The sequence below is a fragment of the Paenibacillus sp. Y280 genome (assembly GCF_056786335.1).
Map to the genome: position 1 here is coordinate 84,891 of NZ_JBXCIW010000011.1, position 16,417 is coordinate 101,307.

General features: G+C 40.3%; 18 protein-coding genes. 7 read left to right on the forward strand and 11 right to left on the reverse strand.

Annotated elements, in window-relative coordinates:
* Positions 1 to 64 precede the first annotated feature (64 nt).
* Positions 65 to 586, forward strand: coding sequence for a tubby C-terminal domain-like protein (locus AC1TPC_RS15795; protein WP_482067782.1), 522 nt, complete (start codon positions 65 to 67; stop codon positions 584 to 586).
* A gap of 402 nt (positions 587 to 988) precedes the next feature.
* Here the strand turns inward: AC1TPC_RS15795 and AC1TPC_RS15800 are convergent, their stop codons facing one another.
* Genes AC1TPC_RS15800 through AC1TPC_RS15825 form a run of 6 tightly spaced genes read right to left on the reverse strand, consistent with a single transcriptional unit; the run spans position 989 to position 5,341 of the window.
* The gene (locus AC1TPC_RS15800) at positions 989 to 1,975 is read right to left on the reverse strand and encodes an NAD(P)-dependent alcohol dehydrogenase (RefSeq protein WP_482067783.1); all 987 of its coding nucleotides are present in this window, start codon (positions 1,973 to 1,975) and stop codon (positions 989 to 991) included.
* Between the two features lie 37 nt (positions 1,976 to 2,012).
* Positions 2,013 to 2,705, reverse strand: coding sequence for a DUF4386 domain-containing protein (locus AC1TPC_RS15805; protein ID WP_482067784.1), 693 nt, complete (start codon positions 2,703 to 2,705; stop codon positions 2,013 to 2,015).
* A gap of 49 nt (positions 2,706 to 2,754) precedes the next feature.
* Entirely contained in the window at positions 2,755 to 3,444 is a 690-nt protein-coding gene (locus tag AC1TPC_RS15810) for an ABC transporter ATP-binding protein (protein ID WP_482067785.1), read from the reverse strand.
* Position 3,445: 1 nt separating this feature from the next.
* A complete protein-coding gene (locus AC1TPC_RS15815) occupies positions 3,446 to 3,823 on the reverse strand; it encodes a GntR family transcriptional regulator (protein ID WP_482067786.1) in 378 nt (125 codons plus the stop codon).
* A 7-nt stretch (positions 3,824 to 3,830) separates the two neighbouring features.
* A complete protein-coding gene (locus AC1TPC_RS15820; RefSeq protein ID WP_482067787.1) occupies positions 3,831 to 4,571 on the reverse strand; it encodes a hypothetical protein in 741 nt (246 codons plus the stop codon).
* 35 nt (positions 4,572 to 4,606) lie between these two features.
* A complete protein-coding gene (locus AC1TPC_RS15825; RefSeq protein WP_482067788.1) occupies positions 4,607 to 5,341 on the reverse strand; it encodes a DUF4386 domain-containing protein in 735 nt (244 codons plus the stop codon).
* Positions 5,342 to 5,707: 366 nt separating this feature from the next.
* On the opposite strand from AC1TPC_RS15825, the gene AC1TPC_RS15830 reads away from it, so the two are divergent.
* From AC1TPC_RS15830 to AC1TPC_RS15850, 5 genes are all read left to right on the forward strand, one after another.
* Positions 5,708 to 6,016: a DUF2628 domain-containing protein gene (locus tag AC1TPC_RS15830; protein ID WP_482067789.1), complete on the forward strand. Its 309-nt coding sequence runs from the start codon at positions 5,708 to 5,710 to the stop codon at positions 6,014 to 6,016.
* A gap of 347 nt (positions 6,017 to 6,363) precedes the next feature.
* The gene (locus AC1TPC_RS15835; RefSeq protein ID WP_482067790.1) at positions 6,364 to 6,561 is read left to right on the forward strand and encodes a PspC domain-containing protein; all 198 of its coding nucleotides are present in this window, start codon (positions 6,364 to 6,366) and stop codon (positions 6,559 to 6,561) included.
* 36 nt (positions 6,562 to 6,597) lie between these two features.
* Positions 6,598 to 7,257 (forward strand): PspA/IM30 family protein, encoded by a 660-nt coding sequence (locus tag AC1TPC_RS15840; protein WP_482067791.1) that lies wholly within the window; start codon positions 6,598 to 6,600, stop codon positions 7,255 to 7,257.
* 537 nt (positions 7,258 to 7,794) lie between these two features.
* Positions 7,795 to 8,559, forward strand: a complete 765-nt coding sequence (locus AC1TPC_RS15845) for an ABC transporter ATP-binding protein (RefSeq protein ID WP_482067792.1) — start codon at positions 7,795 to 7,797, stop codon at positions 8,557 to 8,559.
* Positions 8,556 to 11,051, forward strand: a complete 2,496-nt coding sequence (locus AC1TPC_RS15850) for an ABC transporter permease (RefSeq protein ID WP_482067793.1) — start codon at positions 8,556 to 8,558, stop codon at positions 11,049 to 11,051. The genes AC1TPC_RS15845 and AC1TPC_RS15850 overlap by 4 nt, the downstream gene beginning before the upstream one ends.
* Before the next feature lie 170 nt (positions 11,052 to 11,221).
* Here AC1TPC_RS15850 and AC1TPC_RS15855 read toward each other — a convergent pair whose 3' ends face one another.
* The 3 genes from AC1TPC_RS15855 to AC1TPC_RS15865 are packed head-to-tail and all read right to left on the reverse strand — an operon-like array spanning position 11,222 to position 12,899.
* Complete coding sequence (locus AC1TPC_RS15855; RefSeq protein ID WP_482067794.1) at positions 11,222 to 12,196, reverse strand: NAD(P)-dependent alcohol dehydrogenase; 975 nt, start codon at positions 12,194 to 12,196, stop codon at positions 11,222 to 11,224.
* A gap of 36 nt (positions 12,197 to 12,232) precedes the next feature.
* The gene (locus tag AC1TPC_RS15860; RefSeq protein ID WP_482067795.1) at positions 12,233 to 12,451 is read right to left on the reverse strand and encodes a helix-turn-helix transcriptional regulator; all 219 of its coding nucleotides are present in this window, start codon (positions 12,449 to 12,451) and stop codon (positions 12,233 to 12,235) included.
* A gap of 1 nt (position 12,452) precedes the next feature.
* The gene (locus AC1TPC_RS15865; protein WP_482067796.1) at positions 12,453 to 12,899 is read right to left on the reverse strand and encodes a hypothetical protein; all 447 of its coding nucleotides are present in this window, start codon (positions 12,897 to 12,899) and stop codon (positions 12,453 to 12,455) included.
* A gap of 344 nt (positions 12,900 to 13,243) precedes the next feature.
* On the opposite strand from AC1TPC_RS15865, the gene AC1TPC_RS15870 reads away from it, so the two are divergent.
* On the forward strand, positions 13,244 to 14,365 hold the full coding sequence (locus tag AC1TPC_RS15870) for an acyltransferase family protein (protein ID WP_482067797.1): 1,122 nt from the start codon (positions 13,244 to 13,246) through the stop codon (positions 14,363 to 14,365).
* Positions 14,366 to 14,602: 237 nt separating this feature from the next.
* Here the strand turns inward: AC1TPC_RS15870 and AC1TPC_RS15875 are convergent, their stop codons facing one another.
* Entirely contained in the window at positions 14,603 to 15,385 is a 783-nt protein-coding gene (locus AC1TPC_RS15875) for a hypothetical protein (protein WP_482067798.1), read from the reverse strand.
* Positions 15,386 to 15,399: 14 nt separating this feature from the next.
* A complete protein-coding gene (locus AC1TPC_RS15880; protein WP_482067799.1) occupies positions 15,400 to 16,395 on the reverse strand; it encodes an ABC transporter substrate-binding protein in 996 nt (331 codons plus the stop codon).
* Positions 16,396 to 16,417 lie beyond the last annotated feature (22 nt).

Below are 16,417 nucleotides of genomic sequence, written 5' to 3' on the forward strand. Positions count from 1 at the left end.
AATGGCATTGATAAAGAAAGATAAAGTAAAATGAAATTATTAATATAAAAGGAATTGATACGAGGTGTATAATTACAGACTATATAATCGTTCCTCCACGCAGGAGGCAGAAGTTTCGAATGAGCATGGGCAAATTGTTGGCTGCATTCGAAGAACGTATCCGAACCCTGTAATGAAAATTCTTGATATTTTTATGGAAGGGAATCTTTTTGCCGATTACAGAGTTACTGATGCTGAAGGAAACTTAAAAGTTGAGGCCAAACAGGTTAGGTCTTTTATAAAGAGAAGACAGTATTTAATTAGATATTATCATGATAACGATTCGTCCCAAATCCATTTAATAGATAAGAAACGATTTGATCTGGGGGAAAAAACGAGCTTTGAATTCGAAAGTAAAAGCTATCAGCTAAACAAACCTCTGATGGATTGGGGAAAGATTACACTGGATGGCAAAGTAGTGGCGGAATGGAAAGAAACATTAACAATCCCGCCAAAAGCGAATTTTAAGTTAGTCGATCCCTCGCATGAAAAATACGATCTGCTTTTATTAGGCATCTTTCATACGTATCTTCATTCACCTAAATAATGAACATAGAAGGACAGATGAAGAAAAAAGGTTCGCTGTCTTGAGGTAAGGGCAAAAAAATGGTTTAGGAGGGAGAAATGTTGAATAAACCGGTTAAAATTATATTGTTTATTGTTTCTATTTTTTTGTTGCTAGATTCGTTTAGCAATATCTTTAATGAAATTGTTCTTTTGAAGAAAATACTTGCAATAGTAATATCTGTTGTTTCTTTGTTTATAGTCTTTTTTGCATTACGAGACAAATACAAAAAAAAGGAGTGAGTTCATTGAGAATTAAATGGAGTAAAAACTTACGGGACAATAACATGACACAAAGAAGGCCGGTACACTCACTCTTTCGAGCAGCTACCGGCCTATTAAGTGTATAAATAAAACGTATCTCACCATACACACGCAGAAAATGTTAGATCTTATTATTATGTCTCAAAGTAACAACTACATTTCCTTTTTTGCGGCCCTGATCGACATACCGATGCGCCTCTACGATTTGCTCCAGCGGATAGCAGCGGTCAATAACGGTTTTCAGGTGGCCCGTTTCCGAAAGCTCCTTGAGAAATACAAGATCTTCTTTGCTTGGGACTGCTGTCCCGCCGATGATTTTCTTGTCTGTTGTCATCGAATACCACAGCGCTTTAAGCTCTGACCCCGCCATTGCCGTATGCAGATAATAGCCTTTGTTCTTCAGCGAGCCTTTGCATGGTGAGAAGGTAGTCTTGCCTGCCGCGTCAAAAATAATATCGTAGGTCTCGCCGTTTTTCGCGAAATCCTCTTGCTCGTAGTCAATGACCTTATCTGCTCCTAGAGACTTTACCAGTTCTATATTCGGGGTACTGCATACACCGGTGACTTCTGCCCCAAAGTACTTGGCAAGCTGCACCGCAAAAGTGCCTACACTTCCCGATGCGCCATTGATCAAGACTTTCTTTCCGGGCTGGATGTTGCCTTTTTTGAGGAAATACAGAGCGGTAAGTGCTCCAACAGAAAGAGTAGCAGCTTCATCATAGGTCATATTGTTCGGCTTTTTTACCATAGCCCCATCCTCGGGCAGACATTTATACTCGGCGTGAGCACCAAATTTCACCTTGAAGGTCGATGCAAAAATCGGGTCACCTGGCTTGAACTGTGTTACATCCTTGCCGACTGCTGCAACTTCACCGGCAAGCTCCATTCCGAATATCGGATTTCTTGGTTTTCTAAAGCCTAAAGCAATTCGACCGGGAAGCCAGAACATGGGAGGGACGTTAAAGCTTCGCATTCTACAGTCCCCGACGTTTACAGTTGTCGCATAGACTTTTATTAATAATTCATTGTCTTTAGGCGTAGGTTTTTCGACCTCTTTGAGCTGAAGAACCTCAGGTGATCCGTATTTTGTTGCTACAATTGCTCTCATTTTAGGACCTCCTTATGATAGGTGTGTTGCTATTAGCTCATTGCTTCGATTCTACCGACTCCGAACGGATTGCAGTTAAATGGAATCCATTAACGATCAGCCATACCGCTAGAACCATTTCTTGCAAGCCTAACGGAAGCATCAAAACAGCCTGGCTCATCGAATCAGGACTGATTAACAAGCCTGCGGCTAAATACAATAGGGCTGCAATGAGACCCCAACCTGACAACCATCGAGGAATGAGTTTTGTTTGATACAATAAATAGTAGAAGATCAGAGCACCTAGAATAAAAACGATTTTCAAATTATAATTAATCCAATCAACTGCTTCTAGTAATAAAGTGCCTAAAGTTTGAAAATATGGAGCATCCGGTGACCCTGCGCTTACATATTCCTGACTAACTGATATTAGTAATAGCCAGTTGATTGCAATGGCAATATAGGTGACGGTTTCAAGCCCCCCTCTGAACACAACATACCCAAGAGCCAAGGCTTCATTATGTTTTTTTAAGATTGGAAACATCATAACTGGAATCATAGCAAGCGAAAATCCCATAACTAACAGAAAGAGAGCTCCTATGATCACTCGGTTTTCATTTGCAGAAACTTCAATCAGATAATCCGGAGCATCTAGAATAGTTCCTGTAAAAACAACACTTAAAATACCCGCAAGCGTCCCAATTATGAATAATACGCCCACAATTCTTGCAATATTTTTGTTTGCTTTCATTGATTATCTCTCCGTTTCTTGAACGATAGTGATAAGTTTCACGGTATTATTAGACATAAGTCTTCTTCATCCACTCCGTTATGCCGAGACCCTCTGATTCATGTAATTCCTCAACGTCAGTCATTCTAATCAATGACCCGTCTTTGATGGCAATAAAGCTATCTAATATGGATTCGATTTCCGTTATCTCATGGCTGGTCATGACTAATGTCTGAGATTCCAAATCAATATACGATATCATTCCCTTCACGATCGATTGACGCACCATCGGATCAAGTCCAGATAACGGTTCATCCATTAAAAGGTAAGGTACTTCTCTGGCTAGCGTAAGCACGATTTTTAATCGGCTGCGATTTCCTTTTGAAAGCTCTTTGATTTTCTTATCTGGGTCTAGCTGCATATATTTCATGATTTCTTCAGCCTTAGCCATATTGAAATCCGTGAACTGCGAAGCCTCAAAGGCCAGCGCTTCTCTTACTGTGAATATGGAATAGAAGGAATCATGCCCTGACAAGTAAGAAACGAGCCTGCTGATTCTTCGATTCGCCATTTCTCCATTAACGGTTATGGTACCGCTCGACGGCTGCGAAAGTCCTGCAATAAGCTTCAAAAGTGTTGATTTTCCACTGCCGTTTTCGCCCACAATGCCTATGATTTTACCCAAGGGGAGCTTCAATGAAATGTTCCTAATTGCAGGACGATTCATAAACGTCTTTGAAACATTAGTCAATTCAATCACATTACGCATCTCCTTTATCCATTTTGTTTAAATGGTTCTGTAGTCCTGAGATCATTTCATGTGAGCTGTATCCCATTTCCTGCATGACCTGAACAAACGTTAGAATCTGTTCTTCTTTCAAATTCCCGCGCAGCTTGATCAGTCGATCCTCATTTTCTGTTACGAAAGTTCCTTGACCTCTTCTTGTTTCCAAAATGCCCTCACGCTCCAGCTCGCTGTAAGTACGCTGAATGGTGTTCGGGTTGACGTTGTAGGATAACGCCATATCGCGAACAGATTGAAGCTTATCGCCTGCTTTTAATTCTTGGCTAACTATTAGTCGATTGATCCGATCTGCCAATTGCAGATAGATTGGTTTTGAAGTATTAAATTCATCCATTCCATCGTTACACCTCAACTTTCCTGTCAATGATCCAGGCACTCAAATAAAATAGTCCAATGGTAAAAATAAAGTGATACAGATATTCTCCCGCATAGGCGGGTATAGGCTCTATAGAGAATGTCGGAAAATTCATCTCCAAGCTTATCCACTGCGTTAATAATTGATATGGTTTAGAGGAATCGAATAAGGCACCTACCCAGCTAGGTATGATGACCGCGCCAAGAAGCGCTAACCAGGTCCAACGTCCAATTCTATATTTAAGTGCGTGGTATATGGACCATAAGAGGATCACGAAGGTACTGATCATAATAGAGATTATAAAAAGATGAGCAAAAACCAACAATGCCGCCTTCAAGGTATCCGTCCAATACGCTTCAATTAAATGGAACTTTGAAATAATCAGCAATCCCGCCATCAAATATAGAGTAACTAAAGATACAGCCATCATGGCCATTCCATTCAAAATTTTACTCAGGAGCAGGGCGGCTGCCGGTCGGGGATTATGCAGCCAGAGATGCAGCTTATCGGCCTCTGTTTTCAAGCTGATAAACAAGATAATCGGAAGATAAAAAACATGGAGCACAATAGCAGCTAACAAGGGGATGAATAGGTATAGGTTGTCACCCGTATTCATATCCACGTATAACGTTAACAATAAAACCAAGAAGTTAATGACAAGCCCAATGAAAAAAACAGTTCTTGTCAATTGAAAATCTTTTTTGAATAAGGCTGTCCGTGCGGACATTTAAATCTCCCCTTAATTTGAATTTGAATAACGAATTATTGTATTTCTTGGTTTACTACTATTTGCTTGCTCGTTTTTGACGACTCAGAAGCGAAGGCAGATAAATTGAATCCTTTAACGATGAGCCATACCGCTAAAGTCATTTCATAAGAAGCTACTGGAATCGCCAAAATGGCTCCCCATGTTGAAAGTTGAAGAATAATACCGAACATTTCTAACAAGGCTGCGATAAAAATGAGTGTCGCTCCAGTAAGACCCATGACGGATATAAATCGGGGAACGAGTTTTGATTTATAGAGCAAATAACTGCACATCATCGTGTTTATGCCAAGCATAAAATTAGGTCCAAGCATAAAGGTCCAGTCATGTACGGCCTTTAATAATGTACCTGAGGTTTGAAAAGAGGAAGCATTCGATGCGGCTGTTTCTACAAATTGCTGACTTAAGGTCAATAGGGATAGTACGCTGACAATGCCAACCGTAATAATAATGGCTTCAAGAAACCTAAAGCAGACATACCCAAGAGCTATGCTTTCATTTTGTTTTCTTAATAGGGGAAACAGCATAATTGAAGTGCCTATAGCTGAGCAGACAAGAATTAACTCAAAAAGAGCTCCCAGCAGCACCTGGTTTTTATTTTCAAAGCCTGCAGTCAGGTAATCCGGACCATTTAGAATAGGATCATATAAAAGGAGACCTACAATTGACGAAACGGCCGCTAGTATAAATAACACCCCGACAATGATTGCGGTTTTTCTGTTTGAAATCATTTTTTTATCTCCTCTGCGTACAACGTTAATAATAAAACCAAGAAGTTAATGACAAGCCCTATGAAAAAAACAGTTCTTGTCAATTGAAAATCCTTTCTGAATAAGGCTGCCTGTGCGGACATTAAAATCTCCCCTTAAACTGAATTTAAATAATGAAATATTGTACTAGTGAAATAGTACACTAATCCATTAATCCATGTCAATGGAAATTAACATAATTGTCCAGAATCTAAGCTTGGCAGTTTCAAATTAACGTCCTATGCTTATTTTCCTATTTTTTAAAAAATGTGTCGAAAAAAACGATGCTTTATACCTACAATTATGATAGAATTGGGAAATCATTTATTAATAGGGGGGATTATACTTATGCATGTAAGATTGATGAATTCTGCGGGTGGATTGAAAGAAGTGAAAGTCGGGTTCAGTTGGACTACGCTCTTATTTGGGTTTTTCCCAGCTCTATTCAGGGGCGATTTGAAGTGGGCTGTAATTATGTTTATTATCTCGGCAGCAGTTGGAGTATTCACGTCGGGATTGGGAGCATGGATCCCAGGAATCGTATTTTCCTTTATATATAACAAAATATATATTAAAGAATTGTTGAAAAAAGGATACCATCCAGCGGATGAACATGCTCAATCTGCACTGCGTACTAATGGAATCATTGCTGCTTAGATCACCTTTTCTCGGGCAATTTCTAGTTTTACCGAATCCCGAATACATATTTGTATTTTTAGTAACCGCCCAGCAACAGGGCGGTTTTTTTATATGGGCAACAACCTGCAATCAAGTATGTAAGCGATTTGCTGCAAGGCAGTCTTTCATTTTATTAAGCCGTTAAGCAACTTTACAGCCTTCATTTCTACAACTCGTGGTAAATCCATTCTTCGCTTCCCCGTCAGATGTCGCAGATCGTCCCCGCCAAAAGCCTAGTTCGCAAAACAGACCGGGGACCGTTACCCATACACAAGATTATCTCTAGAATAAAGCTATAGACGAGGAACAAGAAAGGGCGATTGAATATGAGAAAATTGTTTCGTTCAACAACGGATAGCAAGCTTACAGGTCTTTGTGGAGGTATCGGTCAATGGTTAGGTGTTGATCCAACTATTATCAGACTGCTGGTCGTTATTGCGGCGCTCTTTAGCTGTGGAGCAGTAATACTGGGGTACTTTATCACTACGTTGTTTGTGCCAAAGGCAAATCATTTCAGCTATTAGACTGCGACTTAATACAACTCGAGGAGAGATGAAAAAATGGGAATTTTACAGCGTGTAGTTAGCATGACGAAGGCAGCGGCCAACGAGATGTTGGACAAAATCGAGAATCCGGTTATGATGCTTAATCATTATTTGAGAGATTTAGACGAGGAAATTGCAAAAGCGGAACGCACGATGGAACAACAGCAAGTACAGGAGCGCATGCTCCAAGCAAAGCTCAATGATTTGAACGAGCAAGTTGGTTACTACGGAAGCAAAGCAGAGCAAGCAGCAGCTACGGACCGCGAGGTTGATGCCCGTATGGCGCTTGAGGCTAAGTTCCTCTATCAGGAGCAAGCCGAAGAGTCGATGAGGCTGCAGCAGCTTGCCAAGCAAGCCGTGCTTGACCTTGAACAGCATGTTCAGACGTTGAAGGAAGAGAAAGTCCGCCTTCAAGGAAAGCGTACAGAGCTAATTTCCCGTGTACAGCAGACTACTGCTGGAACACAGGGCCATAGATCAGCGGAATCCTTTCATGGAAGCTCAGCCGCAAGAGGCTTCGAGCGGATCGAAATGAAGGTAATGGAATGGGAAGCGCAAAGCGAGCTTGCCAAAGGTTCTTACGGCGTAGACACAGGTAGATATGGCGGCGATCAGCAACAAGAGCAGCGCAGCGCACGTGTGGATGAAGAACTGAAACGTCTTCTGCAAAAGTAGCCTAGCTGGCTAACCAAAGGGTTGTTCGAATAGAATGGATACAGTAAAAACCTCAGTCTGAGCAGACTGAGGTTTTTGTTGAAGTATGAGGGCGGTCAATGAAGCTCGGGCATTCCTATGCTCTGAACAGACATAATTTCCTGTTTCTGAAAGCTATGCTCAAACGACAGTTGGAGAGAGTGGAGTTCGGTCCGAAGAACCCAGTAATGATTGAGATTGAAGAAAAGAACTAGAGGAGTATATCGATCCAGCGATATGAAATACAGAGTATGGAGGCGTATACTCGATTTCGTATTTTGCGGTACGCAGATCCTCTTTCGGAAAATGATAATTGACTTTTCGGAAGTGGTTTTTATACTATTAAAATGTAAATTAAAGTCTTTTTATAAAATTCTTTTAATAAAGAATAGATTGCCTATGAGTTGAACAAGGAGATTTTCAAACACTTATTGACCATAAAGGGTTATATTATGAGATGTATATATCTCAATTGCAACTGTATGAGAATAAAAACACAAATACTGAGGAGGACGAGCTATGCAAAGCAATGATGTAGTGCTTACAATAAGGGATCTCTCTAAAACATACATTGGATTCGGCTATAAAGTAAAAGCACTAAGAAAAACAACATTTGACTTACATAAAGGCGAATTTATTGCAGTGATGGGTACTAGCGGGTCAGGAAAGAGTACATTGTTGAATCTAATAGGAGCATTAGACAGTCCCGATGAAGGTACGATCGCTCTGAATGGCTATATGAATAAGAATATGTTTATTGAGCCTGAGGCTACTCATTTCCGAAGTAAGAATATTGGATTTATATTTCAATCCTATAATCTGTTAAAGGATTTGTCCGTTGAAGAAAATATAGCGTTGCCCTTGATTTTGAAGGATGTGAATCCAGATGAAATCGATAGGTCAGTATCGCATATGCTTGAATTAGTTGGTTTGGAGAAATGGAGAAAGCATAGGCCAGTACAACTTTCTGGAGGACAGCAGCAAAGAGTTGCCATTGGAAGGGCTTTAATTACCTCTCCGCCAATCATTTTAGCTGATGAGCCTACTGGAAATCTGGATTTTAATACATCAAACGATATTCTTCAAGTACTGGTAAACTTGAAAACTAAATTTAATCAAAGCATTATCTTGGTTACGCATGATCCCTTTGTGGCCACATTCGCGGATCGTGTCTTCTTTTTCCATGATGGACAGATTGTTGATGAATATGTGTGCGATCATAATGAGCAAGATATGAATCATATTCTGCAGAAATTTAAAGGGATTTTGGAGAAAGCATTATGATCAAATCAATAAATGGCATAGCTTTTAGATTTTTTCGAGCGAATCGGTTTCTGGCCCTGTCATCTATTATTAGCATTATGTTATCTGTGTTTATAATCATCACTATGGTGGTATTTTCAAGTAATGCTAAGCAATCTCTTGAAGACAATATGAAGAAAATATACGGCAACATGGATCTATCAGTCGGCTATAACATAGAACAAAATAAGATCATGGATAAAGCATTATTTCAAAAGTTAACTTCCTCTAACACAGTCAAGGAGTCCTCCGGTGTTATCATTACTCGACTTACATTAAATCAACTGGACGCAGATATCTACACAATTGGTGCTGAAAGTGATGCTCTCGTAAAGAGCCGGTATCATTTTACGAAAAATATAACCAATCAAGATGTTATTGTAAATGAATCACTTGCAGATGCGTTAAGTTTGACTGTCGGCGATGATGTGCACATAGAGAATATAAACTATAATTTAATCGAAATCTTGGATGATCTTGACTCATCCGGTGCAACAACTGACATCATTCTTTTAGCAAGAGAACAAGTGAAGCGCTTGGTCTATGAAAAGACTGGCGTGGAAAATGAAGCAACCTATATACTCATCAAAACAATAGAAAAATCAGTAATCCCCTTGCTAGTAAATGAGTTACATGAGATTGATAGGATGTTAAGAATCGACTTGGCTGAGGAGGAAGAATTTTATAAAGTCAATTTGCAATCTTTAAATATATTTATGATTGTAATGTCAGTGCTTGTTCTTATCGTATCATCGCTATTTGTAGTTTCGAATTCGGAAGCCTTTATGTATAAATATAAAAATCAAATGGCCATTATGAGATCACTAGGAGCAACAAGAGGGCAAGTATTTAAGGTTGTATGGATCCAATCTAGTATAATTAATGTCGTTGGTTCAGGTTTGGGTTTTGTTTTGGCGTTTATTGGCAATCGTATATCGCAGAGTTGGGTGGCATCACTGTTTTCATATAAAAGCAGTAATGCTCACTTTCAATTTGAAATTGCGTTTTACGCAATGATAGGTGCAGTTGCCATCATTCAATTATTTATGATTATTCCTTCTTATCGTGGTTCGAAAATACTGCCTTTAAAAATAATAGAAGATAATGAAAATAATGATTTCTCAAGTAAGAAGTTAGGCAAACGACTTGGTTACGCCTTATTAATCAGTGGTGTGATTATGTTGCTAACTGCATTTGTTAAAACAGCAAGTGGAACAGAGGCTGCCTACTTCTTGCTTACAGCTTTCTTGCTAACTCTTGGGGTATTCAGGCTTTTTCCTGTCTACTTACCATCCCTCATGGGTAGAATCGCACCCATACTAAAAAACCTATTAGGCAGCCTGTCATATGTTTCAATCAAAAATGTTATTCCTCAGATAAGAAAGAATACCTTTATTATTTTGACGATTAGCTTGATGATTATGATTACAGTTTTGGGCTCTGCCATGTTCAAAACTGTTCAATCGAATGAAGAGCAATACTTGAAGGTACAGTTCCCAACAAATATTGTGATAAAAAGCCGACAAGGACACGATTCTACTATAAACAATGACGATTTAAAGAAATCAATAACTGAGTTAACCAATATAGAAGAAATAAGTTCTATGAGTACTGCTTCTTCAGCCTATCTAAAAAGGCCTAAACACGCTGTTTCTTTTAGCTATAGATTAGTGGATTTGAAGAAGATGGAAGAGCAAGGTTTTTTTCAATTACGATCCCATGAAGACTTAAGCGATAGCATCGTCATAACTAGAGCAATAGCAGATCGATACCAAATAAGCATTGACGATCCAATTGAATTGGAGGTTTATTCGGAGTCTGAACAAGCAACGGTACCGATCGGAACTGTAGTTGTAACAGCCATTACGGATCAAATGCAGGGTTCATATCACGATGCTGTTATGGACTGGAGCTATACAGGTGTAGATAGAACGTCTAACGTATTCGAAAAAGCGTTTCTGAGCTCTAGTGATCAGAAGCGAACACTAACGCAACTGGAAGAATTGAAGCGTCTATACCCAGGTCAATTACAAGTGAGCAGTTATGAACAGGCTCTTGAACAATCTAATGAAAGTTATGCTCAACGTTGGTCGATCTATGTTGCAGTATTAATAATTATTTTGATCAGCGTAATGATGGGCGTTTGCAATATGCTTATTCATAACGTACATTCCAAACGACGGGAATTCGCCGTTCTAAGGACAATATCTGTAACAGAAATAGGATTACTTAAAATTATACTGACCCAGGTTATTCTATATTTAACGATTGGTATCGTACTTGGTTTAGGGCTGGGTACTCTATCAACTTATATTATCGGCCTAATTGACAGCGGTGAACCACGATTTGATTTCAAATTAGTAACAATGACTTCAATCATAATGATTGGAATAGCATGCGTTGTCATTATTCCATTTGCCAATAAAATCAAAAAGAGCAGCTTAACTTCGGAACTGACCTACGATAATAAATAAATGATAAGCTTTTAAGGGATTTGAAAGTTATTAACGGAGGGTGGCCAGTCTGGGTTGATTCGCCCTAGGCTATGCGTACATAATAAAGACCGGTAGACGACCACTCGTTTGAGCACTACCGGTCTGAAGTTTAGTTCATTCTCAATTCGAAGTATGCACGTACATGCAAGCTACAAATTCTGTTCGAAGGTGATGATTACATTTCCTTTTTTATGCCCTTTCTCAACATATCTGTGAGCCTCGGCAGTCTGTTCCAACGGATAGCGTCTATCTATGACTGCTTTTATTTTTCCCGCCTCAAAAAGCTGTTTGAGGAAAGCTAAATTTTCTTTATTTTGCTGTAAGCCCGCAGGCGTAAATATGGCTCTTTTGCTGCCGATCTTTGAAGTCCACAACATTTGAAGCATAGTTCCGAGTGCAGGAACGGTGGAGAGATAGATTCCTCTTTGCTTTAGCGAGCTTTTACAATGTGAAAATGAGCTTTTGCCTACCGCGTCGAAAATAACGTCATAGGTCTGACCGCTTTTGGCAAAGTCCTCTTTCGTATAATCTATTGCTTTGTCGGCTCCGAGCGATTTCACTAATTCTACATTCGTAGTACCGCACACTCCAGTAACTTCCGCCCCAAAGGATTTGGCAAGCTGTACAGCATAAGCGCCTACCGAACCAGAAGCGCCATTGATAAGAACTTTTTGTCCACTCTGAATATTCGCTTTATCTCTAAGGAAAACCAATGCGGTTGTTGCTCCATCACAGACGCCGACGGCTTCCTCGTAAGTTGCATTGGACGGTTTTATTATCACCGCTTTATCTTCGGGCAGACACATGTACTCGGCATGTGCTCCAAAGCTATGTGGACTTATACCAAACACCTGGTCACCTTTCTTAAATGACTTCACGTCTTTGCCTACTGCATCAATTTCCCCGGCAAACTCGACGCCTTGTTTGGTAAGTATGGGTTTTGTAAGGCCATAAATAAATCGAATCATAAACGGGTCAGCCTTTCGAAAGGCACAATCCGCTGGTGTTACGACTGCTGCATAAATTCTTATCCGTACTTCGTTTTCCTTGGGAGCAGGTTTCTCGACCTCTTTAAACTGAAGAACATCCGGAGATCCGTATTTTTCGCGAATAATAGCTTTCATAAGCATTCCTCCTGAATGGGCTTGTAAATCACTGCTTTATACCTGTTCTTCAAAAGAGAAAATCTCTTCCAATTTTAAGTTGAAGACGAGAGCGATGCGAAAAGCCAATTCCAGAGAAGGGGAGTATTTTTCTTTTTCGATAGCTACGATTGTTTGCCTGGTCACGCCGACTTTGTCAGCCAATTGTTGTTGGGTCATTTCATCATGGTTAAAACGTAAGCTTCGAATGTTGTTGCTGATATGACATTTGGCCATCTTAGACTCCTTTCCGATAATGATAGAGCTGTGTGAATATTCCAGCCAACTCTGACACAAAGCCTGAGAAAATAAATATGATGAACATTACTGAGGGGGACATATCCATGACCAGCGAAACCATCGCTAGTAGAAAGCCGATTGTAAACACATAATGAGAAGTCCTTGTGGCTTTCAATTCAATTATTTTATCCAGCTCATCAGTAAATGAAGGCTCTTTTTCATTTGTTGCTACTGTGTTGATGATGCTGAATACAATATGAATGATAATTTTGGCTACAATCGACACCGGGATTAAGATCAAGATCGCGGCCCCCCAAAAGCTGAAGGTATCTGCCTGATCGAACCCTGCATCTTGATACTTTCGAAACACATACATGCAATAGAAGCTAAAAATCAATGTGGTGCCAATTAAAGATACGATATTCTTTTTTTCTTGAAAAGACATATTTTATTCCCCCTGTACGTTAACCTTTACCTTAGGTAAGGTTTTATATACATAATGTAATACATAACATACACTATGTCAATTATTCTTTACATAACATTGAGAAAAATTTCTAATTAGCCTTGATTCATGTATGAATACCTATGTAGTTTGTGAAAATAGGAAATAAGCCGAGATAGTAGATTGGAATTTTGATCCATTGATGTGGTTTACAAATTTTTTCCAGACCATTAAGAAGGAAGAGCTTTTTTTAAATATTCAAAATTCAATTTATTTCTAATTATTTACATATCAGCAAGCGTTGAGGTAAAATGGTTTAGTATAACTGCTCCAATAGGAGGATTATGGTGAAAAGGCTATATTATTTGGATAATCTTCGTGTTTTTCTGACTATGCTGGTCATCGTCTTCCATACGTCTATTGCCTATGGCGCATCAGGGTCTTGGTATTATGAGGATGTAGATAAATCCCAAATGAATGCGACGATCGTCGTCCTGACTATTTTTACTGCAGTTTGCCAAGCTTTCTTTATGGCGCTTTTCTTTTTTGTATCCGGATATTTTATGCCAAAATCGTATGATCGCAAAGGGCCTTTGCGATTTTTATCTGATCGCTTGCTGCGGTTAGGCATTCCCTTGGTGTTTTATATGTTATGGCTAGGCCCTTCTACTATTTATCTTGCCAAGTATCGGGATGAACAAACGTATGCTGTATTTTTCAGGGAATCTATTTTGAACTTTAAGATCATTAATTTCGGACCCCTTTGGTTCGTGGAGGCGTTAATTTATTTTACTATTCTTTATGTGCTTTACCGTATGGCTTTCAAAAAGAGAGAAGATGCCAAGGCAAAACCCATCGCATTCCCGACAGGAACAAGGCTTCTAGCATTTGCGCTTGGAAGCGGCATTATCGCTTTCCTTATTCGTTTCGTATATCCGATTGGCACAGGACCGCTGGAACTGCAGCTAGGTTATTTTCCTTTATACATTCTGCTGTTCATTACAGGTACTTTGGCCTTTCGCTATAACTGGCTAGAGCAAATCCCAGCCTTGCTTTCAAAAATGTGGTTGCGAATTGCACTCATTCTAATACCGATCTTCCCCCTTCTGCTCATATTGACGGGAGCATTAAACGGGAACCTCTCGTATAGTGGAGGACTTCATCTTCAAGCCTTCCTTTACGCAATGTGGGAACCTTTTATTTGCTTCGGCATCTGCCTGGGGCTGTTGGTTTTATTTCAACGCAAGATGAACAAGGCTTCCAAACTTATGGAGAGGCTATCGAGCTTAGCTTACACGGCCTATATCATTCACCCTTTAGTCGTCGTAAGTTGCACGCTGATTATGCGTCAAGCAGATTTGGCACCACTACTGAAGCTTATTATCGTCGCACCTGTTTCCGTGTTGCTCACCTTTGCCGCTTCACAGGTTATTTACAAGATCCCTTATGCAGATAGGATTTTGTGACAGTGTATAGACAGCTTCTGGACTTTGGTTGCTTCGCTTTGTCTCTTTTTTTCGTCTGAGTAGGGTCAGACAGCGGTTTGTAATAAAGCGTGATCCTTGGGTTGGCAAAATACAGGGATACTCTTGTTGAGGCAGCAGAAAGCCTTCGTCTGATCAGACGAAGGCTTTCTGCTATTGTATGGTTTTCTTCGTCTCGCGAGCATTGTTTGACTAATGCTTCGATGGAGCCAACCTCTCTTAAAATCCAGTTCTCATTGCTGCTCGATCCTTTTCTTTCAGTCGCGGGCATTCGTAACAGTAGCCAAATGCGCTATCCAAGCAATAAGCGAGGCAACAAGCTGTTTTTACTAACATTTTGTGAGCAGGGTTGTTGGGGTGCTGAGTGAAGTTCAGTTTAATATCAAACGGGTTTTTGCGGAGTCCAAATGCGCTTGCATGAACGCCATGCGTAAGCAATTTAACATGATTAATGATCCTGGTTCTGCTTTCTTCATCCTGCGCTTCGGCTAAATTCTCTTCCATTTGAGCGAATAACGCATTAACGATCTGTCCCCACAGATGTATGGCGTTTATTTGGGCAAGCTTAGACAGCATTTGAATGAAGGGCGTTATGTGCTCCCTATAAAAGGAGTCGAGTGATTTCTTGCACCAATCATCACTGTCCTTTATTGGAATGCTGCAAAACCGCGCTTCGTTGATTTTAAAGGAGAAGAGGGGATAGTGTTCACCTGCATATAGCTGCACGGATAAATTAGATAATGATAAATCCAATAGCAGCCCATCGCCGCGAAAAAGCATATGATGCATCGCACCGCATACTCCCGCATACCAACTCATAAAAAAAGCGGCGGTCGTAGACCGTTCTCGTGCCTTGATAAGCGGTCCGTAGGTATCGATTAAGAGTCTCATATTTTCTTCTATTAATAGATCGGAAGCAGGGATGGTAAGCACAGTGTTTTCGAGCTCATGCAAAGTAATGAAAAATTTCTCCTCCAATTGCTGAAAATCAACCGTGCCCACTGCAAACCCTCCCATTATTTTTGTTTATTTTCAAAAGCATGAACGACGTCGTCAATCGCATGAATGTCTGCCAGAGGAGACATGCCCAGACTAAACCATTCCTTGCCTCCCATCATGTAAATCTGATTTTTCTTGACGGCCGTCATGTTTTTCCACAAAGAGCTATTGATCATTTCGTCGTATCTGCTCTTCACTTCTTCACTGGACTCATCATCCAGCTGCAAAATAATATGGTCAGGGTTATATTCCGGTATTTTTTCGAGTGAAATCGAAAGGCTGAGCTCGCTCTGCGGGAATTCTTTAACCGGCGTTAAACCTAGCGTCTTATGAATGAATTTGCCCCGATCGATATTTTCTCCGTAAATAACGATTTCCTTCGCCATAATCATCATATACATGACCGTCTCGTCGTGAACAAGGGAATCGAGCTTCGTCTTGGCTTCGCCCTCTTTGGTTTGCAAATCTTGAATAATCGTCTCAGCCAGATCTACCTTGCCAAGAACATCGCCAATATCCCGCAGCTCATCACGCCAATTGTCCCGCTGCGGCAAAAGCACGGTTGGTGCGATTTTTGAAAGCTGATCATAATCCTTATCAGACCACCACGTAGGGGCAATAATTAAATCAGGCGCAGCGGCCAGAATAGCTTCAAAATTAGGCGTTTGGGCAATTCCCATCTTTACGGTATCTTTAAAAGGCTCCTTGAGATAGGACGGGAAATCCTGATGATAGTTTTGTACGGCAATCGGCGTAACGCCAAGCGCAAACAAAAACTCCGGGTAGACGACGGAAAGTCCAATGACCCTTTGGGGATCAGCGGGGATACTGATGTCACCTTTTAAAGTTGTAATCACACGCTGTTTATCGGTTGCTTCTGTGTTTGTGTTGATGGCATTCTCAACGGTAGTGCCCGCCTTATTCGTCTCCGTTTTATCAGCTCCACAGGCAGTACTTAACATGACTAATAATACGATAACAAATCCTGCAATCAAACGTCCTTGCTGCTTCATTCTCTGATGACCCTCCTGAAAA